16 protein-coding genes and 5 pseudogenes are annotated in these 20,191 nt (G+C 65.4%); 9 read left to right on the forward strand and 12 right to left on the reverse strand.

All coding sequences use genetic code 11. The features are described from left to right. The 6 genes from msrQ to BAY1663_RS17940 all read right to left on the reverse strand — a co-directional run. Positions 1-609: protein-methionine-sulfoxide reductase heme-binding subunit MsrQ (gene msrQ / locus BAY1663_RS17915; RefSeq protein ID WP_037043310.1), on the reverse strand; the 609-nt coding region annotated here is incomplete at its 3' end. Then, positions 609-1,616, reverse strand: coding sequence for a protein-methionine-sulfoxide reductase catalytic subunit MsrP (msrP, locus tag BAY1663_RS17920; protein WP_037043312.1), 1,008 nt, complete (start codon positions 1,614-1,616; stop codon positions 609-611). The genes msrQ and msrP, both read right to left, overlap by 1 nt. 57 nt (positions 1,617-1,673) lie before the next feature. Further along, positions 1,674-2,513, reverse strand: coding sequence for a CDP-diacylglycerol--serine O-phosphatidyltransferase (gene pssA / locus BAY1663_RS17925; protein WP_037043314.1), 840 nt, complete (start codon positions 2,511-2,513; stop codon positions 1,674-1,676). Between the two features lie 152 nt (positions 2,514-2,665). Further along, positions 2,666-3,682 (reverse strand): ketol-acid reductoisomerase, encoded by a 1,017-nt coding sequence (gene ilvC, locus BAY1663_RS17930; RefSeq protein ID WP_037043316.1) that lies wholly within the window; start codon positions 3,680-3,682, stop codon positions 2,666-2,668. A 77-nt stretch (positions 3,683-3,759) separates the two neighbouring features. After that, entirely contained in the window at positions 3,760-4,251 is a 492-nt protein-coding gene (gene ilvN / locus BAY1663_RS17935) for an acetolactate synthase small subunit (protein ID WP_013983830.1), read from the reverse strand. 2 nt (positions 4,252-4,253) lie between these two features. Next, positions 4,254-5,978, reverse strand: coding sequence for an acetolactate synthase 3 large subunit (locus BAY1663_RS17940; protein ID WP_037043341.1), 1,725 nt, complete (start codon positions 5,976-5,978; stop codon positions 4,254-4,256). A 403-nt stretch (positions 5,979-6,381) separates the two neighbouring features. Here BAY1663_RS17940 and BAY1663_RS17945 point away from each other — a divergent pair, with 403 nt between their 5' ends. Beyond that, positions 6,382-6,819, forward strand: a complete 438-nt coding sequence (locus BAY1663_RS17945; protein WP_037043318.1) for a DUF4124 domain-containing protein — start codon at positions 6,382-6,384, stop codon at positions 6,817-6,819. Between the two features lie 79 nt (positions 6,820-6,898). Here BAY1663_RS17945 and BAY1663_RS17950 read toward each other — a convergent pair whose 3' ends face one another. The 3 genes and pseudogenes from BAY1663_RS17950 to mrcB all read right to left on the reverse strand — a co-directional run bounded on the left by BAY1663_RS17950 (position 6,899) and on the right by mrcB (position 10,296). Continuing rightward, on the reverse strand, positions 6,899-7,219 hold the full coding sequence (locus tag BAY1663_RS17950) for a YqcC family protein (protein WP_037043320.1): 321 nt from the start codon (positions 7,217-7,219) through the stop codon (positions 6,899-6,901). Further along, the gene (locus tag BAY1663_RS17955) at positions 7,219-7,929 is read right to left on the reverse strand and encodes a tetratricopeptide repeat protein (protein WP_037043323.1); all 711 of its coding nucleotides are present in this window, start codon (positions 7,927-7,929) and stop codon (positions 7,219-7,221) included. The genes BAY1663_RS17950 and BAY1663_RS17955 overlap by 1 nt, the downstream gene beginning before the upstream one ends. 57 nt (positions 7,930-7,986) lie before the next feature. After that, positions 7,987-10,296 (reverse strand): annotated as a pseudogene (gene mrcB / locus BAY1663_RS17960) (penicillin-binding protein 1B). 159 nt (positions 10,297-10,455) lie between these two features. Between mrcB and BAY1663_RS17965 the strand changes: the two are divergent. From BAY1663_RS17965 to BAY1663_RS17980, 4 genes and pseudogenes are all read left to right on the forward strand, one after another. Continuing rightward, positions 10,456-12,015, forward strand: a pseudogene (locus BAY1663_RS17965) (AAA family ATPase). 72 nt (positions 12,016-12,087) lie between these two features. After that, a complete protein-coding gene (locus BAY1663_RS17970; RefSeq protein ID WP_037043325.1) occupies positions 12,088-12,873 on the forward strand; it encodes a class I SAM-dependent methyltransferase in 786 nt (261 codons plus the stop codon). 38 nt (positions 12,874-12,911) lie between these two features. After that, a complete protein-coding gene (locus BAY1663_RS17975) occupies positions 12,912-13,181 on the forward strand; it encodes a TfoX/Sxy family protein (RefSeq protein WP_037043327.1) in 270 nt (89 codons plus the stop codon). Positions 13,182-13,287: 106 nt separating this feature from the next. Further along, positions 13,288-14,084 (forward strand): annotated as a pseudogene (locus BAY1663_RS17980) (cyclic nucleotide-binding domain-containing protein). A 228-nt stretch (positions 14,085-14,312) separates the two neighbouring features. Here BAY1663_RS17980 and BAY1663_RS17985 read toward each other — a convergent pair. The 3 genes and pseudogenes from BAY1663_RS17985 to BAY1663_RS17995 all read right to left on the reverse strand — a co-directional run bounded on the left by BAY1663_RS17985 (position 14,313) and on the right by BAY1663_RS17995 (position 16,957). Next, positions 14,313-15,197 (reverse strand): ChaN family lipoprotein, encoded by an 885-nt coding sequence (locus BAY1663_RS17985; protein WP_037043329.1) that lies wholly within the window; start codon positions 15,195-15,197, stop codon positions 14,313-14,315. A 10-nt stretch (positions 15,198-15,207) separates the two neighbouring features. Continuing rightward, positions 15,208-15,974, reverse strand: a pseudogene (locus BAY1663_RS17990) (heme ABC transporter ATP-binding protein). Beyond that, the gene (locus BAY1663_RS17995; RefSeq protein ID WP_164838471.1) at positions 15,974-16,957 is read right to left on the reverse strand and encodes an iron ABC transporter permease; all 984 of its coding nucleotides are present in this window, start codon (positions 16,955-16,957) and stop codon (positions 15,974-15,976) included. The pseudogene BAY1663_RS17990 and the gene BAY1663_RS17995 overlap by 1 nt, the downstream one beginning before the upstream one ends. 187 nt (positions 16,958-17,144) lie before the next feature. Between BAY1663_RS17995 and BAY1663_RS18000 the strand changes: the two genes are divergently transcribed. From BAY1663_RS18000 to BAY1663_RS18015, 4 genes and pseudogenes are all read left to right on the forward strand, one after another. Continuing rightward, positions 17,145-17,480 (forward strand): Rieske (2Fe-2S) protein, encoded by a 336-nt coding sequence (locus tag BAY1663_RS18000; RefSeq protein WP_037043333.1) that lies wholly within the window; start codon positions 17,145-17,147, stop codon positions 17,478-17,480. Between the two features lie 31 nt (positions 17,481-17,511). Further along, positions 17,512-19,314 carry a protein-disulfide reductase DsbD gene (locus BAY1663_RS18005; protein ID WP_128576382.1) on the forward strand — a complete coding sequence of 601 codons (1,803 nt, stop codon included), beginning with the start codon at positions 17,512-17,514 and terminating at the stop codon, positions 19,312-19,314. 159 nt (positions 19,315-19,473) lie between these two features. Next, positions 19,474-19,917, forward strand: coding sequence for a type II 3-dehydroquinate dehydratase (gene aroQ, locus BAY1663_RS18010; RefSeq protein WP_037043337.1), 444 nt, complete (start codon positions 19,474-19,476; stop codon positions 19,915-19,917). A gap of 69 nt (positions 19,918-19,986) precedes the next feature. Continuing rightward, positions 19,987-20,191, forward strand: a pseudogene (locus tag BAY1663_RS18015) (acetyl-CoA carboxylase biotin carboxyl carrier protein); the annotation flags it as partial.

Genomic DNA, 20,191 nt, shown 5'->3' on the forward strand with positions numbered 1-20,191 from the left:
ACGGATTTTCTTTTTCCCACGCTGCAACTTACCCAGAGCGATAGCAACGACCGGAATCCGCAACGCGAGCAGCATCGTGGCGATACCGGCGTACAGGAACCAGCGCCCGACATCTGACCGAACGACCCAGAGCATGTGCAGCAGTGCGGCGATGACGATCAGATAGATCAGTCGGTGCAGCGCCTTCCAGCGCTTACCGAGCCGACGCATGCTCCATCGATTGGAGGTGAGTGCCAATGCCGTCAACCCCAGGAACCCGAGCATGCCAACCAGAATGTATGGCCGCTCCTGTAGCTCCTCACCCAGACGGGAGAACTCGCCGCCCAGCAGGAAATACAGATAGCTGGTCAGGTGCAGCAGGACATAGCTGAACGTCCAAAGCCCGAGCTGGCGGCGCACGGCCAGCCAGCCGCCCCAACCCGTAACCCGTTGCAGAGGTGTCATCCCCAAGGTCAGAAGCAGCAACACCAGAGCGCCCTGGCCCAGATTGTCGACCAGCACCTTGCCGGGATCCGGCCCCAGCGCGAATTGCCAAGCCAGGGCCAGCCAGTAACAAGGCACGCTTGCCGCGCAGGTGAATATCGCGATCCGCCACCACGCGTAACGCATCAATAGTCCTTGCTGAGATCCATCGTGCTATACAGACCCGCCACCTGCTCGGCGTAACCGTTGAACAGCAGCGTGTCACGCAAATTAGGACTGAACAGGCTGCCGGGAAGGCGACGCTCGCGCGCCTGGGACCAGCGCGGATGCGAGACCTTGGGGTTCACGTTCGCGTAGAAGCCGTACTCCTGCGGAGCCATCGTCTGCCAGGTGGTCGCCGGCTGATCACGCACGAAGCTGATCCGCACGATCGACTTGATACTCTTGAAGCCGTACTTCCAGGGTACGACCAAGCGCAGAGGCGCACCGTTCTGGTTGGGCAGGACCCGCCCGTACATGCCGACAGTCAGCAAGGTCAACGGGTGCATCGCCTCATCCATGCGTAGGCCCTCGACATAGGGCCAGTCGATCAAGGCGAAGCCCGAACGGGTACCGCGCATCTCCTCGGGCCTGTAGGCCGTTTCGAAGCGAATGAACCTGGCGGCAGAACGAGGTTGCAGCCGGCGAATCAGATCGGCCAAGGGAAAGCCCAGCCAAGGAATCACCATCGACCACGCCTCGACACAACGCAGCCGGTAGATGCGCTCCTCCAGACGGCCTTGCGGAAACAGATCCTCGAGAGAGTAGCGCCCGGGGTTACCGACCTCCCCGTCGACGACCACCGCCCAGGGTTCGACCTTCAACGCCGACGCATGGCGCGCCGGGTCGCCCTTGTTGGGACCGAATTCGTAGAAGTTGTTGTAATGCGTGGCGTCGGAAAAAGGCGTGATCGCCTCGCCCTGGGCCACGATCGCCTGCCAACGAGCCTCGGCCAGCTTTTCAGTGAACCAGGCCGAGGCTGGCGCCGGCTCCACGCCCTCGTAGCGCTCAGCAGCCTTGGCGAACGGCGATATGCCCGCTGCCGCAACGGACAGCAGTGTCCCCTGGAGCAGCCGGCGGCGATTCAGGTAAACCGCCTCCGGCGTCACCTCTGACTCATGGCATTCGCCGGAAACGGGAGTCTTGATAAGCATGCGGGCCTCCGCATATTGGCCGGAAGGAACCAATAAGGCGCGGCCCCGGACAGAAAATCAACCCTCGGCGCGCTTGCGGCGACGCAACTGCATTAGGAACTGCACCGGACCGGAAGCGGCATAGGCCAGGAAGATCAACAGCAGGACCCGTGGCGGGTCGCTGAAGACCACGGCGAACACCAGCACCACCACCAGAATGGCGACGAAAGGCACCCGCCCCTTGAGATCGAGATCCTTGAAGCTGTAGTACTTGATGTTGCTGACCATCAACAGGCCCGCGGCGGCGACCATCAGCGCGAAGAGCATGACCAGCACCAGCGGCAGATCCACGCCGCGGATCCCCGACTCGTCGAGCGCCCAGACCGCCCAGACCCAACCGGCGACCACCCCGGCGGCGGCGGGGCTGGCCAGCCCGATGAACCAGCGCTTGTCGACCTTGCCGATCTGGGTATTGAAGCGCGCCAGGCGCAGAGCCGCGCAAGCTACATAGATGAAGGCCACGGTGAGTCCGACGTTGCCCAATTCGGACAGCGCCCACTCGTACGCGAGCACCGCAGGCGCCAGGCCGAAGGCGACCATGTCCGACAGCGAGTCGTATTCGGCACCGAAGGCGCTCTGGGTATTGGTCAGGCGGGCGACCCGACCATCCAGGCTGTCCAGCACCATGGCGACGAACACCGTCGCGGCAGCCACGTAGAAATTGCCGTTGATGGCGGTAATGATGGAAAAGAAGCCGGCAAAGAGATTGGCGGTAGTGAACAGGTTGGGTAACAGGTAGATGCCCCGGTGACGCACCTTGCGGCCGTCGGGCTCCTGGGTCTCCTCGACATGCTCGTCGATCGGCAGGATGCTTTCCGGCTCGACTGGCTTGTTCGGCTCTTCAGCTTGTTCACTCATGCACAATCACCTTTACAACAGGTACGGATAATTTCGACCAGACCAGGGGATACGCGGTTCAGCCCGGCCAAGCCCGTGATTTATACCAGATGCCTGGCGGGCAGAACGAAAAAACGCGGCCAAGGCCGCGTTTTTCTCCAGCAGAACGACGATCAGTTCTTGCTCTTGTCGACGATCTTGTTGGCCGCGATCCAGGGCATCATCGCACGCAGCTTCTCACCGACCACTTCGATGCCATGCGCCGCGTTGTTGCGACGATAGGCCGTCATGGACGGGTAGTTGGCGGCGCCTTCGGTGATGAACATCTTGGCGTACTCGCCGTCCTGGATGCGCTTGAGGGCATTGCGCATGGCAGCACGGGATTCGGCGTTGATGACTTCCGGACCGGTGACGTATTCACCGTACTCGGCGTTGTTGGAAATCGAGTAGTTCATGTTGGCGATGCCGCCTTCGAACATCAGGTCGACGATCAGCTTCAGCTCGTGCAGGCACTCGAAATAGGCCATTTCCGGGGCGTAGCCGGCTTCGACCAGGGTTTCGAAACCGGCCTTGACCAGCTCGACGCAACCACCGCAGAGCACGGCCTGCTCACCGAACAGGTCGGTTTCGGTCTCGTCCTTGAAGGTGGTTTCGATGATGCCGGTACGGCCGCCGCCCACGCCGCAGGCGTAGGACAGCGCGACGTTGCGCGCATTGCCGGAAGCGTCCTGGTAGACCGCGATCAGGTCCGGAATGCCGCCACCCTTGACGAATTCGGAGCGTACGGTGTGGCCCGGGGCCTTCGGCGCGATCATGATCACGTCCAGATCGGCACGCGGCACGACCTGGTTGTAGTGGATCGAGAAGCCGTGGGCGAAGGCCAGGGTGGCGCCCTGCTTCAGGTTCGGCTCGATCTCGTCCTTGTACAGGCGGCCCTGGAACTCGTCGGGGGTGAGGATCATCACCAGATCGGCGGCGGCGACCGCGGCCGGTACGTCGCTGACCTTCAGGCCATGCGCTTCGGCCTTGGCGATGGAAGTGGAACCCGGACGCAGGCCGACGGTGACGTCGACGCCGGAATCCTTCAGGTTGCAGGCGTGGGCATGGCCCTGGGAGCCATAACCGATGATGGCGACCTTCTTACCCTGGATGATGGAAAGATCGCAGTCTTTATCGTAAGAAACCTTCATGAACTACCCCTATTGCCGGCCTCGTGGGCCATTCGATAAAACGTTGCTGACTGTCGGACGGACACGCCCGCCAGCCGTTAGATACTCAGGACCTTGTCGCCCCGGGAAATCCCGGTGACGCCGCTGCGTACGACTTCCAGAATCGACGCGGTGCCGATGGCCTGGATGAAGCTGTCCAGCTTGTCGCTGGTTCCGGCCAGCTGGATGGTATAGACGCTGGTGGTCACATCGACGATCTGCCCGCGGAAAATATCCGTGGTGCGTTTGACCTCGGCGCGCTGGGCACCGGTGGCCTTGACCTTGATCAGCATCAGCTCGCGCTCGATATGCGCGCTCTCCGACAGATCCACCAGCTTGACGACTTCCACCAGCTTGTTGAGGTTCTTGGTGATCTGCTCGATCACCTCCTCGTGCCCGACGGTGGTCAAGGTCAGACGCGACAGAGTCGGATCCTCGGTCGGCGCGACGGTCAGGCTCTCGATATTGTAGTTGCGCTGGGAAAACAGACCGACCACACGGGACAGCGCACCCGGTTCGTTTTCCATCAACAGGGAAATGATGTGTCTCATGGTCAGGTCCGCTCCGTCTTGCTCAGCCACATGTCACGCATCGCACCATCCTTGATCTGCATCGGATAGACGTGCTCGGCGGTATCGACGGCAATATCCAGGAAGACCAGGCGATTCTTCATGGCGAACGCCTCTTCCATCATCGGCTTGAGATCCTTGAGCTCGGTGATGCGCATGCCGACGTGGCCGTAAGCCTCGGCCAGCTTGACGAAGTCCGGCAGCGACTCCATGTACGAGTGCGAGTAGCGACTGTTGTACACCATGTCCTGCCACTGGCGGACCATGCCCAGCGCACCGTTGTTGAGGTTGATGATCTTCACCGGTAGGTCGTACTGCAAGCAGGTGGACAGCTCCTGGATGTTCATCTGGATGCTGCCCTCGCCCGTCACCACCGCGACATCGGCTTCGGGGAAGTTCAGCTTGACGCCCATGGCTGCCGGCAGACCGAAGCCCATGGTGCCGAGGCCGCCCGAGTTGAGCCAGCGGTTGGGCTTGTCGAACTTGTAGTACTGGCAGGCGAACATCTGATGCTGACCGACGTCCGAGGCTACATAGGCCTCGCCCCTGGTCACTTCGCAGAGCGCCTCAATGGCGGCCTGCGGCTTGATGATCGAACCATCGCCCTCGTTGTAGGGGAACAGCCGGCCGTTGCCGCGCCACTCGTCGATCTGCTTCCACCAGCTGGCCACGGTCTCGGCATTCGGCGCCTGACCGATTTCCTTGACGATGGCGACCATCTCGGTGAGCACGCTGTCCACCGGGCCGACGATCGGGATGTCCGCCTTGATGGTCTTGGAGATCGACGCCGGATCGATGTCGATATGGATGATCTTGGCGTTCGGGCAGAACTTGGTCGCACCGTTGATCACGCGATCGTCGAAACGCGCACCGACGGCCAGGATCACGTCGGAGTGATGCATCGCCAGGTTGGCGGTGTAGCTGCCGTGCATGCCGAGCATGCCGACGAACTGGCGGTCGCTGCCCGGATAGCAGCCCAGGCCCATCAGGGTGTTGGTCACCGGCAGGTTGAGCATCTTCGCCAGCTCGGTCAGTTGCGCCGAGGCCTTGCCCAGGACCACGCCGCCACCGGCGTAGATGATCGGCCGCTTGGCGCCCAGCAGCAATTCCGCCGCCTTGCGAATCTGGCCCGAATGCCCGCGCACGGCCGGGCTGTAGGAACGCAGCTTGGCCTTCTTCGGGTAGACGTATTCGAATTTTTCGGCCGGGTTGGTCATGTCTTTCGGAATGTCGATGACAACCGGCCCCGGGCGACCGGACTCGGCGAGGTAGAACGCCTTCTTCATCACTTCGGGGATTTCCGAAGGATGCTTGATCATGAAGCTGTGCTTCACGATGGGCCGAGAGATGCCGATCATGTCGGTTTCCTGGAACGCATCGGTGCCCACCATGGTGCTGGGCACCTGACCAGAGATGACCACCATCGGGATCGAGTCCATGAAGGCGGTGGCGATACCGGTGATGGCATTGGTCGCCCCAGGACCGGAGGTCACCAGCACCACGCCAGCCTTGCCGGTCGCGCGCGCGTAGCCATCGGCCATGTGGGTGGCGGCCTGCTCGTGACGAACCAGGATGTGCTCGATGGACTTCTCTTTGAAAAGCGCATCGTAGATATGCAGAACGGCACCGCCCGGGTACCCGTAGATGTACTTAACGCCTTCGTCACGCAGGAAGCGGACGACCATTTCAGCGCCGGATAAGAGTTCCACGTTGTTCACCTCTGAACGCCAGATAGCGGTCCAAGCCGGAGCCGCCAGAAAAGGTTTACTGCCAGCAGGGCATGAGCGACGGTGGTCGCCGACTACGTCAGCCACTGACTGAGCCAGTATTGGAAGAGTCCCTGGTGTCGCGGGCTCTCCACCCAGCGCGAGGTAACGCGTTGCGGGTGATGCAGGTCGGCGCGGGTAGCACCTCATGTCTGTCTAGACTGAGCCGGTATCGCTTGCGGCGAGGCGACTCAGGACAGCAAGCCTCGGATTGTTCGGATTCAGCAGCGGCAAGTCAAGCCCGCCGTTGCGCTCGAGCGCTTTCGGCTGTGACGCGGTGCAGAAGCGGTGCCGGGGGTTTTGGGTATAGTGGCAGCCGGTTTCCGATCCAGACGAAGGTAACAGCATGCGATTCATGTTTCTTGCCGGCGGCCTGCTGCTGGCGCTGAGCAGTACGGCCATGGCCGCCCAGGTATACAAATGGGTGGATGCCCAGGGGGTCACGCATTTCGGTGCACAGCCGCCCCAGGGCCAGCAAGCGGAAACCGTCAACACGGTGACCGCCCCGGCAAGGCCGGCAGCGGCGCCGCAGGCCTCCCCGCAGGGCGAGCCCGCCGCCGCGCCGGATCAGCGCAGCATCGACCGCCAGGTCAAGCAGCAGGTGGCCGAGCAGGAGGCCGAGCGCAAGCGCTACTGCGAGACGCTGCGCACCAACCTGGCGCAACTGCAGAACAACCCGCGCGTGCGAGTCGAGGAAAACGGCGAAGTCCGACGCATCACCGAGGAGGAGCGCCAGGCCCGCATCACGGAAACCCAAGAGAAAATCGCAGAAAACTGCAATTGATGCGGCCGCGCCCGCGTACCGCGGCCACTCCGCCATCGGGGGCGCAACAAGCGAGGCGCCCCACCCCGTTCGAGCGGCGTCAGGCGTTCACGATCAGCTCATCGAACCGCAGCAACGCCTCCAACAGCCCCGCCACCTGCCGCTCGCGATAAACCATTTCCGCCATCGCATGGATACCGGAAGCCGCCGGCAGCGGCAGCCCACCCTCGACGATCGTCTTCATCCGCGGCAGGAAGATCCATTGCAGCCACTGCTCGAATGGCAGCGTATCGACGCAGAAGGGCTCGCTGCTGGCGAGCGCCTCCAGCGTCGGCGGCGCCGCCGCCCACAGCCCGAGCACGCGCAGTTCGCGCTCGATCAGCAACAGCTGCTGCGCCACCGCCGGCAAACGCGCATCCATCACAGGTTGACCTTGGCCCGCTCACGGGCCTGCGCGGCGCCCGCCGTATCGCCCTGGCGCTCACGCGACTGCGCGATCAGCTCCCAGAGACTCGCCTGCAGCGCAGGACGCCCGCTGGAATAACTCAGCGCACGCCGGGAGAGCTGCTCGGCCTGCACCGCATCGCCCTGCGCCAATCGCACCTGTGCCAGCCGATAGAGCACCTGCGGCTCGCGCGGGGCAATGCGCTGGGCGCGTTCCAGGCTGGAAGCGGCACCATTCAGGTCGCCGCCGCCCTGCTGTTGCTGGGCGGTGGTCAGCAGCGCCAGCACCGGCCCGTCGAGCTGCTCGTCGGCCGCCAGGCCACTGCCGGAGGAGGGAATCCCGCTGGGCATGCTCGGCGCAGGCGTGCTGGCCGGCGCCGAGATCGACGGCGCAGGCTGCCAGGCCGGCTGCGCCGCGCTGCCCGAATCGATCGTCCCGGAAAATGCGCTGTCCGGTGCGGCGAAGGTTTGCAGGGGGGCCGAGCCGCCCTGGGGCACCATCACCACGACGCCCGAGTCTGCCTCCCGTTGCTGCGGTGCCGCCACGGGAGCAGCCGGGGCACGATAGCCCTGGCGCGCCGCCAGCTCTTCGGAGACCGGCGCCCCGGCGTCGACGACCGGGATCGCCCGGCGATCGACGGTGGCACAGCCTTGCATCAGGCGACGACCGCCAGAACAGTCATCCATTGCTTGTTCACTATTCAGACCTCTTCACTAAACAGCCGGGGCGTAACGCAGGCCGGCCTATTGCAGCCAGCCGCGCACCCAGTCCATGACCGACTCCACCGGAGCCTGGATACCGCAGCCCGGGCCGGGAGCCGGTTCGCTGCCACGGATGTAGGGCATCTGCACCGCGCCCGGGCAACGCTCGTCGGTGCCCAGGCCACTGCGCGCATCAACCAAGCGTACGCCACATTATCCGGCACCGGGGTCTGCAAGGGCAGCGGGTCGGCACGCCGCATGAAATCCGTCCAGACCTGCAGCGCCCCGGTGGCGCCGGTCAGCGAGGTCTTGCCATTGTCATCGCGGCCGAGCCAGACCACCGCCAGCAGATCCTGGCTGAAGCCGGCGAACCAGCTGTCGCGCGAATCGTTGGTGGTCCCGGTCTTGCCGGCCAGGTTCAACGACTGCGGCAGGCGGTTATAGGCCGAACGGCCGGTGCCTTCGCGCATGACGCGCTGCATCGCGTACTGGGTCAGGTAGATCGCACCGGGATCGAAGCGCTGCTGGATCTGGAATGGATAGCGCTTGAGCGGCTCGCCATCGGCGGTCAGCACGCTGCGAATGCCACGCAACGGGGTATTGAAGCCGCCGCTGGCGAGCGTCTGGTACATGCCGGCCACCTCGATCGGGCGCAGCCGCCGGCGCCGAGCAGCATCGATGGGTAGGCCGGCCACTTCGGTGAAGCGCCCAGCCGCTCGAGCGTCCTGAGCACGTTCGGCACGCCCAGGTCGAGCCCGAGGCGGGCGGTGGACAGGTTGTAGGAGTTGGCCAGCGCCTGGTACAGGTACACCGTGCCATGGGCCTGGCGGCCATAGTTCTGCGGTTTCCAGATCTGCCCGTCGGCGCCCTTGACCGAGAAGGGTTCGTCTTCCAGCAGGCTGGTCAGCGTGTACTGGCTGGGCTTTTCCAGCGCAGCCAGATAGATGGCCGGCTTGATCAGCGAGCCGATCGGCCGCACCGCATCCAGCGCGCGGTTGAAGCCGGCGTAGCCGGGCTGGCGACTGCCGAGCATGGCCTGGATCTCGCCGGTCTCCGGATTGGTCACCATCATCGCGCCTTCGATCCCTTCGGTATTCTTGCCAAGGCGCTTGAGGGTCTCGCTCATGGCCTGCTCGGCCTTCAGCTGGAGGATCGGGTCGAAGCTGGTGAATACACGCAGGCCTTCCTCGGTCAGGTCCTCGTCGCGATAGTCCTGGCGCAGCTGGCGCTTGACCAGGTCGAGGAACGCCGGATACGAGCTGTCGGCCAGGCTGCCGCGCTGGGTCACACCCAGCGGCGCCTGCTTGGCCTTCGCCGCCTCCTCGACGCTGACCACCTGCTGTTCGGCCAGCAGATCTAGCACCAGGTTGCGCCGCTCCAGCGCCCGCTCCGGGTTGCGCCGCGGGTTGTAGTAGGTCGGCCCCTTGACCATGCCGACCAGCAGCGCCACCTGCGACAGCTTCAGCTCGGCCAGCGGCTGGCCGAAGAAGTACTGGCTGGCCAGGCCGAAGCCGTGGATCGCCCGGCGGCCATCCTGGCCGAGGAACACCTCGTTGAGGTAGGCCTCGAGGATTTCCTGCTTGTCGTAATGCAGTTCCAGCAGCACGGCCATCATCGCCTCGGTGGCCTTGCGGCTGAGGCTGCGCTCGTTGGTCAGGTAGAAGTTCTTCACCAACTGCTGGGTCAGAGTGCTGCCACCCTGGCGCACCTGGCCGGCGGTCAGGTTCACCCAGACCGCGCGCGCGATCGACTTGGGCGAGACGCCGAAGTGATGGAAGAACTCCCGGTCCTCGACAGCCACCAGCGTTTCCACCAGGTACGGCGGCACCTGGTCGAGCTTGATCAGGATGCGGTCTTCGTTGTGCGCCGGATACAGGCCGCCGATCAGCACCGGCTCCAGCCGCGCGACCGGCAGCTCGCCGCCGTTGGCGCGATTCAGCCCGGCGACGAAGTCACCGGAGAAGCGCACCCGCAGCCGCTGCGATTCTTCGTTGCCTTCATAGAACTGGAAGCCCCGGGTGTGCAGTTCCACGTTGTTGCCGGCCACCGAGGCACCGCCTGGGCCGCTCACCGCCTTTTCGCGGCGATAGCCAAGGCATCGAGTTCGGCGAGGAAATCGTTCTTGTCCAGCTTCTGCCCGACGAACAACTCCAGCGGCCGCGCATAGACCTTGGCGGGGATCGTCCAGCGCTTGCCGGAGAATTTCTCCTGCACCACGGCATCCAGATAGATCGCGAAGCCGGCGAGGATCACCAGGCCGACGATGGAAAGCTTGATCGCCCAGCCCAGCCAGGGGCGGGCCCCGCCGGAGCGGCGTTTCGAGCGGGTACGAGGGGAGCGGGATTTAGTCATGGCGGCGCATTATACGCACTTTGCCGCAGCGGACAGACGGCCTCTCGGCGGTTTGCAGCGCAACGCCCAACGGCCATAATGCCAGCGACTTTTCGACTGTGTGGACTGCTTCGCAGAGGACTCGCACGCCCCGTCCAAGAAATTCAACAAGGAAAGACCGTGAGCCAGACACTGATCGCCGCCCTGCAGAACCCTGCCCTGTACCCGCATCCCGTCGAGCTTCCGGGTCATCGAGACGCACATCTCCTGGGTGATCCTGACCGGCGCCTATGCCTACAAGATCAAGAAGCCGGTCGACTTCGGCTTTCTCGACTTCACCACCCTCGCGGCGCGCAAGCGCTTCTGCGAGGAGGAGCTGCGGCTGAACCAGCGCATGGCGCCCGAGCTCTACCTGCAGGTGCTGCCGATCAGCGGCTCTGCGGAAGCGCCAGTGATCGACGGCGCGGGCGAGCCCTTCGAATACGTCTTGAAGATGCGCGAATTCCCGCAAACCCAGCTGCTGGCCGAGGTGCAGGCGCGCGGCGAACTGACCGACGCACACATCGACGCGCTGGCCGAACAGATCGCCCGCTTCCACCTGAATACCCCCCATGTCCCGGCCGACCACGCTTGAACAGCGCCGAGGCGATCGTCGCGCCGATGCGGCAGAACTTCGAGCAGATCCGCCCGCTGCTCAGCGAAGCGGCCGACCTGCAGCAACTCGACGCGCTGGAGGACTGGACCGAAACCAGCATCCTGCGCCTGGGTCCGCTGCTCGATCAGCGTTGCCAGCAGGGCTTCATCCGCGAGTGCCACGGCGACCTGCACCTCGGCAACGCGACCCTGATCGACGACAAGGTGGTGCTGTTCGACTGCATCGAGTTCAACGAACCATTCCGCCTGATCGACATCGCCTCGGACGCCGCGTTCCTCGCCATGGACCTCGAGGACCGCGGCCTCAAGTGCCAGGCCCGACGCTTCATCAATGGCTGGCTCGAACGCACCGGCGACTACGCCGCAGTGGAGCTGCTCAACCTGTACAAGGCCTATCGTGCCCTGGTGCGCGCCAAGGTCAGCCTGTTCCGCCTGTACCAGGAGCAGGACGCCGTGCAGCGCAAGGTGGTCCTGCGCCAGTACCGCAGCTATGCCAACCTGGCGGAAAGCTACAGCGCCATTCCCTCGCGCTTCCTGGCGATCACCCATGGCGTGTCCGCCGTCGGCAAGAGCCACGTCGCCCTGCGCCTGGTCGAAGCATTGGGCGCAGTGCGCCTGCGCTCGGATGTCGAACGCAAGCGCCTGCATGGCGAACAACCGCAGGCCCAGCAAGGCCAGCTCGACACCGGCATCTATAGCCAGCAGGCCAGCGAGGCGACCTACCAGCGCCTGCACCAGCTCGCCAAGGCCGCCCTGCAGGCCGGCTTCTCCGTGGTGATCGATGCGGCCTACCTCAAGCAACCGCAGCGCCAGGCGGCGTGGCAGATCGCCGAATCCACCGGCGTGCCCTTCCTGATCCTCGACTGCGAGGCGCCCGATGCGGTGATCGCGCAATGGCTGGCGCAACGCCAGGCCGAAGGCGGCGATCCTTCGGATGCCACTCTGGAAGTCGTCCAGGCCCAGCGCGCCAGCCGTGAGGCGCTGAGCGAAAGCGAGCTGACGCACAGCCGCCGGGTCGATACACAGGACGCCGGCAGCCTCGACGACCTGGTCGCCAGCATCCGCCAGCACCTGCCCGGGCTCTGAGCGGAAAGCACCGCCGCACGCAGAGCGCGGCGGTGCTTCTATACTGCCGATAATCAACCGCGGGAAGCCAATATGTCTGCCAGCGAACCCCGGGCACCCCGCCCGGCCAGCGACAGCGTCCAGCTGTTCTCGGCGCACTCCGACGACTACGCCCGATTCCGTCCCACCTACCCCGAACCGCTGTTCGCCTGGCTGGCGCATCAGTGCACGAGCACCGACCTGGCGCTGGACCTGGCCGCCGGCAACGGCCAGGCCAGCCTGCCGCTGACCCGGCATTTCCGGCAGGTGCTCGCCTGCGATGCGAGCCCGCAGCAGCTGTCTGCCGAACGCTGCTGGCCAGGCGTGCAACGCTTCGTTGCCGAAGCCGAGCAACTGCCCCTGAAACCTGCGCAACTGGATCTGCTGGTGGTCGCCCAGGCGCTGCACTGGTTCGCCACCCCCGAGTTCTTCGCCCAGGCGCGCCTGGCGCTGAAGCCGGACGGCCTGTTCTGCGCCTGGTGCTACAGCCTGCTGCAGATCACGCCAGCATTGGACGACATCACCCAGCAGCTGTACGCCACGACCCTCGCCGGCTACTGGCCGGACGGGCGCGCCAGCGTGGACGCCGGCTACCGCGACATCCAGCTGCCCTTCGCAGGCATCGAAACGCCCGCCTTCGCCCTCGAGGCGCAATGGGATCTCCACCAGCTCACCGGCTATCTGCGCACCTGGTCCGCCGTGAAGAAATGGCAACGGGTCAACGGCGAGGACCCCGTGGCGAGGCTGGAGCCACAACTGGCAGCCGCCTGGGGCCAGCCGGACCGCCAGCGGCGGATTCGCTGGCCGCTACACTTCCTGACAGGCTACCCAAACCGCTAGGGCTCGCCGACAGCCCTTAACACCGTAAGGATGCCGCCATGCACGATGAACTGCTCACTCTGCGAAATCTCGGCAAAACCTCGGTGCAATGGCTGCACGCATCGGGCATCCACACGGCGGAAGACCTCAGGCGACTGGGCTCGGTCAGCTCCTATAGGGCCGTCAAGGCACGCGGTTTCGGCGCCTCCCGGGTTTTGCTGTACGCAATCGAGGGAGCCTTGCGCGACCTGCCCTGGCAGGAACTGCCCACGCCCCTCAAGGAAGAGCTGAACCGCCATCTGAACGGCGGGCACGACAACAAGAGCTAGCTCACAACCTCCACGGCGCAGGATTTACTCGGCCCAGCGGCCGAGCCTATTGTGCGCGAGAGAGTCCCTGCCCATCGCCCGCCCGTTCGTTCAAGGATTTGCCGACATGTATTTACTCGGGGAGCAACCGGCCTACGCCGATCGCCTGATCAACCGCCTGCAAGGAATCCCCGCTCAGTTGCTGGAAGGCTGCAGCCCTCCGGCCCGAGCATCGAACTGAAGCACACCGAGAATCTGTGCGCCGAGCTTCCGGCACAACAGCTGTTCATCATCGAAGCCGGCCTGCTGCACGCCCTGATCGACGCCAAGCCGCTGTTCTACCTGCAGGAAGGCGACCTGATCGGCCTGCGCCAGGGCAGCGAGCTGCCGGAGTGGCGTTATTGCAGCGACGAGCCGCTCAGGCTGATGCCTTACGCGCGCAGCGCGGTCTTCCAGCACATTCATGCCGACGAACACCGCCAGGAACTGTTCACCCAGTACCTGATCGGCCACACCGCACTGCTCTCCGATGCCCTCGCCCGCCTCAAGCAGCCGGAAATCCGTCCTGCCACCGGTTTCAAGCACTTCGCCGCCGGCGAGGAGCTGATCCGCCAGGGCGACGAAGCGGACAACGTCTTCATCATCATCGAAGGCCAGGCCGATGCCATCGTCGATGGGCAGAAGGTTGGCGACGTACAGAAGGACGAGATCTTCGGCGCCATGGCCGTCTTCACCCGCGAGCGCCGCAGCGCCACGGTGATCGCCCGCGAACCCTGCACGGTGATGGTCATCCCCAAGGAGCAGTTCCTGGGGCTGACGCAGAGCAACCCGCGCATCGCCCACAGCCTCATCGAAAGCATGGCCCGCCGCATCGACCTGCTGAACAAGGAAGTCACCCAGCTGCGGGTCGGCGTACCGGCATAGCCCGAAACGGGCCGCCCGGGAACGCGGAGAATATTTTTTAGAAAGGCGGTTGACACACAAATGAGAATTGTTATTATTATCACAACTGATCGCGAGGTCAGTCGATAGCTGAAGACTCCAGGCAGTCGGGTCTTCAGGTTATCTCCTCATCAGGCTAATCACGGTTTTGACCCGGCTCTGCCGGGTCTTTTTTTGCCTGCGGAAAAGTCGCCGCCATCGAACATCCTGTCATGGCTTGCGCGTGCGCAGCTGCTCGCAATGGTCCTGCTCTTTCTGGGCCGGCGTATACCAGACGAAATCGGCCTGCTCGGCCGATACCCGCTCGCCCACCTCGGCGAGCACCAAGACCTGCGCCGCGCCAGCGGACAAATCCTCCAGATGCAGCGGCACGCCCAGATCGCGCCGCACATGGAAGGCCCCGGCCAGCAACATGGCCGGCTTCGGCGCGGCCTGCAAGCGCTCGGCCATGCGCCGATCGCGTTGCTGCTGCACCGCGAGCATCGCCGGCAGCTGCGATTCGGGCAGCATGTCGCAATGCGACGCCCTGATCTGGGCCCGCAATGCATCACGCACCGCACTCGCCCCGCTGGCCCGCCCATTCACTTGCCGCGCGGCGCGATAGAGAGCGGTGATTTCCTCACGCCCCAGGTTGGCATACAGCAACGGATAGGACTGCGCCAGCGCATGGCGCACGAGCGGGCCGTAGAGCTGCCAGTCCCAGCCGTCCTGCCATGCCAGTGCAGCGGGCAGATCGTCCGCCATGCAGCCCTCGCGCACGTCGGCCCTGACTGTGTCCACCCGCGCCTGCTGCTCCGGCGTGAGCATCTCCAGCAACAGGCTACCCTGCGCGCGGCGCTCGGCCAGAGCCTGCAGCAGCCATAGCTGCAAGGCATGATGATCCGGATTGTCGTGGCGCTCGCCGACCAGCAATCGCTCGGCATTCTCCAGCCGGGCCAGCAACTGCCCTGGTGTCAGCGTTGCGCCGCTGCGCAGGTCGACGATCGAACCGAGGTCGGCATGTTCGCGCCCTTCGGGGCTCTGCCACTCAGGCAGCTCCGGCAGCGAATGGCAGGCGGCCAGCAGACTCAGGACCAACAGCAACAAAAGGCGCACGGCGAACTCCTCAGCGGGCGATGATCAAGGGATGGCCGCGCTCCGGATGGCGCTGCACCAGGACCTCCAGGCCGAATACCGCGCGCAGCGGCTCGGCACGCAAGACCTCCTGCGGCGTCCCGCTGGCCTGGGCGCTCCCCTCCGCGAGCAGCAGCAGGCGATCGCAGTAGCGCGCGGCCAGATTCAGGTCGTGCAGGACAACCAGCACCGCCGCCCCTTGCGCGGCGAAACGCCTGGCAGCCTGGAGAATGCTGTGCTGGTGCGCCGGATCGAGCATCGAGGTCGGCTCGTCGAGCAGCAGAACCTGCCCCTCGGCGCCCGGCCAGAGTTGCGCCAAGACCCGCGCCAGATGAACACGCTGGCGCTCGCCACCGGACAGGGTGAGGTAGCTGCGTGCGGCAAGATGCAGCGCATCGGCTGTCGCAAGAGCCGCCTCGACGATCCGTGCATCCGCCGCCCGCCCGCTGCAATGGGGCAATCGCCCCATTGCGACCACCTCCTCGACACGAAAGGCGAAGTTCAGGCTCGAACTCTGCGGCAGCACCGCCAGCCGCCGTGCCCGCTCGATGTCCGGCCAGCCATCGAGCGGCGCCCGTGCAGCAGGACCTGCCCGGTGCTGCAGTCAAGCTCGCCGCAAAGAGCGCCGAGCAGGGTGCTCTTGCCCGCGCCGTTCGGGCCGAGCACGCCGAACACCTGGCCCGCCGGCAAGTCCAGATGAATCCCCTGCAGCGCCGTTATGGCGCCACGCCGGACTGTCACCCCTTCGGCACGCAGCATCAGGCTCGCCCCCGCAGCAGCAGGTAGAGAAAGAACGGCGCACCGAGCAACGCAGTGACGATGCCGATCGGCAGCTCCGCCGGGATCAGCAACATACGCGCAACGATATCGGCGAGCAGCAGCAGGCTGGCGCCAGCCAACGCCGAGGCCGGCAGCAGGACACGGTGATCCGGCCCCACCAGCAGGCGCATCAGGTGCGGAACCACCAGGCCGACGAAGCCGATCAGCCCCGCGGCAGCCACGGCAGCACCGACCCCCAGGGCGGTACAGATCACCAGCTCGCGCTTGATGCGCTCGACGTCGAACCCGAGGTGGCGCGCTTCGGATTCGCCGAGCAGCAATGCATTCAGTGCCTTGGCCCGGCGCGGCAACCACAGCGCCACCGCGCCGGTGATCAGCAGCAACGGCCACATGCGTCCATAGCTGGCGCCGCTCAGGCTGCCGAGGTTCCAGAAGGTCAGCGAGCGCAAGGTGGCATCGTCGGCCAGGTAGGTGAACAGCCCGATCGAGGCGCCGGCCAGCGCCGTGAGCGCGATGCCGGCGAGCAGCATCGTGGCGACATGGGTCTGGCCGTCCCGGCGTCCGAGGCGATAGACCAGCAGGGTCACGCCGAGCCCGCCCAGGAACGCCGACAACGACAGCACATAGGGCTCGACTATCGCCGGCAGCCCACCCAGCAACGCACCGCCGACGATGGCCGCCGCCGCGCCCAGCGCCGCCCCGCTGGACACGCCGATCAAACCCGGGTCCGCCAGCGGGTTGCGAAACAGGCCCTGCATCGCCACCCCGGACAAGGCCAGCACCGCTCCGCCCGCGAGCCCCAGAAGTGCCCGCGGCAAGCGGAGCTGCGCGACGATCAGTTCGGCCCGCTCCAGCCCGTCCGCGGCCAGTGGCAGCCCAAGCAGTCGCAGGACGGCACGCAGGGTATCCCCCAGCGGCAGGCTCAGCGGCCCCAGCGCCAGCGAAAGCCAGAGCGAGACCAGCAGCAGCAGGCCGAGCGCCGGGAACAGAATGCGCGCGGAAACGGCAGAACCCATCGAATGCTTCGCCAAACGGTATGAGCGGCGAAGGATAAAAGCCCACCGACGGCACCGCCAGTGCACGGTGTGTTTATTCCGCTGCGCATGCCTCGTCGCTGCGCGATAATCGCCGCTCACACGGGAGGACTCGATGATCCGTTTGTGCGCCACATCCGAACTGGGCGAAGGCCAGAGCCGCGGCTTCAGCCTCGCCGATCTCAAGCTGATCGCAGTCCGCCGCGAGGGGCGCGTCTACCTCTACCGCAACCGCTGCCCGCACCGCGGCGTGCCGCTGGAATGGCAGGCCGACCGGTTTCTCGACGAGAGCGGCAGCATGCTGCAGTGCGCAACCCATGGCGCACTGTTTCTCATCGAATCGGGCGAGTGCGTCGTCGGCCCCTGCGCCGGCCAGTTCCTGCAACCCCTGCCGGGCATCGAGCAGGACGACAGCATTTGGTTGCAAACTGATCGGCAGAGCGACAGTTGAACATGGGCGCCGGCCACCCGGCTTGGTTATCATGCCGCCACTGCTTTACCGTGAGATCGTCATGCGTCGTCTGCTGAGTCTGCTTCTCCTGCTGTTCGTCCTGCCCGCCAGTGCCGGCCTGTTCGACACCAAACCCAGCCCCACCTTCGGCGGTGCGCTGAACAACAGCGCGGACTTCCTGCCGGTGCGCGAGGCGTTCCGCCTGAGCCTGGCGGAAGCGACACCCGAGCGAATCACGCTGCGCTTCGTCGCGGCCGAAGGCTACTACCTCTACCGCCACCGCTTCGCCTTCCGGACCACGGAGCCGGGCGTCAGCCTCGGCGAAGCGCAGCTCCCTGCCGGCGTGCAGAAGGTCGACGACTATTTCGGCGAGGTCGAGGTCTACTACGGCATCCTCGATATCCAGTTGCCGGTGAACAACCCCGACAACCGCTCCTTCGACCTGCAGGTGTCCTACCAGGGCTGCGCCGACAAGGGCCTGTGCTATCCGCCGGAGACCGAATCGATCGCCATCGGCGGCGGCGCCAGCCCGGCGACCGCATCCCCCGCCGAGCGATCCGTCGAGGATGGCCGCCTGTCATGGCGTTCGGTCGCGCTGTTCTTCCTCGCCGGCCTGGGCCTGACGTTCACCCCCTGCGTGCTGCCGATGCTGCCGATCCTCACCGGCGTGGTCCTGCGCGGCCAACCCGGCGGCCTGCGCAGCTTCCTGCTGTCGGTGACCTACGTCCTGCCGATGGCAGGAGGATTCGCCGTGCTCGGCGCGCTGATGGGCGTGTTCGGCGCGGAGCTGAATCTGCAGGCACGCCTGCAATCAGCGTGGATCCTGGTGCCCTTCGCATTGTTCTTCGTGGTCTTCGCGCTGGCCATGTTCGGCCTGTTCGAGCTGCGCTTGCCGCAGGCCGTCGGCGGCCGCCTCGACCGCCTGGCCGGCAACGCCCGCGGCGGCTCGTTCACCGGCGCCGCCTTGCTCGGCGCGGTGTCCAGCCTGCTGGTGTCGCCCTGCGTGTCCGCCCCGCTGGCCGGTGCGCTGCTGTACATCAGTGCCAGTGGCGATGCCCTGGGCGGCGGCCTGAAGCTGTTCGCCCTGGGGCTGGGCATGGGCACGCCACTGATACTGTTCGCCACCGGCGGCGGTGCACTGCTGCCCAAGAGCGGCCCCTGGATGGTCAGCGTGCGCAACATCTTCGGCGTACTGCTGCTGGCCGTCTCGGTGTGGATGCTCGAGCGCGTGCTGCCCGGCCCGGCGGCACTGGCCTTGTGGGGCCTGCTCGCCGCCGGCAGCGCGCTGTTCCTCGGCACGCTGGAGTTCACCAGCAAGACGCCACGGCAGAAGCTGGCCCAACTCCTCGGCCTGGCCCTGCTGGTCTATGCGCTGGCGGCCTGGGTCGGCGCCCTGCAAGGCGGCTCCGATCCGCTGCGACCACTGCCCAGGGCCAGCGCCATGCTGCAGGGCGGCACCGCCATCGAAGGCTGGCACACCGTCTCGACCCCCGCCGAGCTGGATGCGCAACTGGCGGCGGCCCGCGCGGCCGGCCAGCCGCTGATGCTCGACTGGTATGCCGACTGGTGCATCAGTTGCAAGGTGATCGAACGCGAGGTCTTCGCCGATCCGCAGGTGGCGCCGAGGCTGGCCGACTACCGCCTGATCCGCTTCGACATCACCGAAAGCAATGCCGCCCAGCGCGGTCTGCTGGACCGTTACAAGCTGTTCGGCCCGCCGGCGATCCTCTTCTTCGACCGGGCCGGCAACGAGCTGGCGGACGTGCGCGTGGTCGGCGAAATCGATGCCAGCGGCTTCGCCGAGCGCCTGGGCCGTGCGGCGGCACGACTGTAGCGCGGCTCTCCTGCGGCAAACTCCAGCCATAATGCGGGCATTTCACGCGATCGCCCGGCATGACTGGACAGTCAGCCCATGCTTCGGGCATAGTTTTTCACTTTCCGCGAGCCCGCCCTTCCGCCGGCTCGGCGCACCCAAGAAAAACAAGGAATAGGCATGGCCACGCTTCTGGTCCTTCACGGCCCGAACCTGAATCTGCTCGGCACCCGCGAACCGGGCGTCTACGGCGCGGTGACGCTGGCACAGATCAATCAGGATCTGGAGCAGTACGCCCGCAATGCCGGGCATCACCTGCTGCACCTGCAATCCAATGCCGAATACGAACTGATCGAGCGCATCCACGCCGCGCGCAGCGAAGGTGTCGACTTCATCCTGATCAATCCGGCCGCCTTCACGCACACCAGCGTCGCATTACGTGACGCATTGCTGGCCGTGAGCATCCCATTCATCGAAGTGCACCTGTCCAACGTGCACAAACGTGAACCTTTCCGCCATCACTCCTACTTTTCCGATATCGCGGTAGGGGTGATCTGCGGCCTTGGCGCCAGCGGCTACCGACTGGCCTTGGAGGCCGCCCTGGAACAACTCGCTGCTTCCTGAGAACTCGCCTCCGAGTCCTGAACACGCGAGCAGCAATGCCCTTCGAACTTACCTGGGAGTCAATGCTTCATGGATATTCGCAAAGTCAAGAAACTGATCGAACTGCTGGAAGAGTCCGGTATCGACGAACTCGAGATCCACGAGGGTGAAGAGTCCGTGCGCATCAGCCGCCACAGCAAGCAGGTGGCGATGCAGCAGCCCATCTACGCCCAGGCACCTGCCGCACCGGCTCCGGCCCCCGCCGCAGCTGCCGCGCCGGCTGCCGACGCGGCCC

This window comes from Pseudomonas sp. BAY1663 (assembly GCF_000582595.1).
Taxonomy (GTDB): Bacteria; Pseudomonadota; Gammaproteobacteria; order Pseudomonadales; family Pseudomonadaceae; genus Stutzerimonas; species Stutzerimonas stutzeri_AF.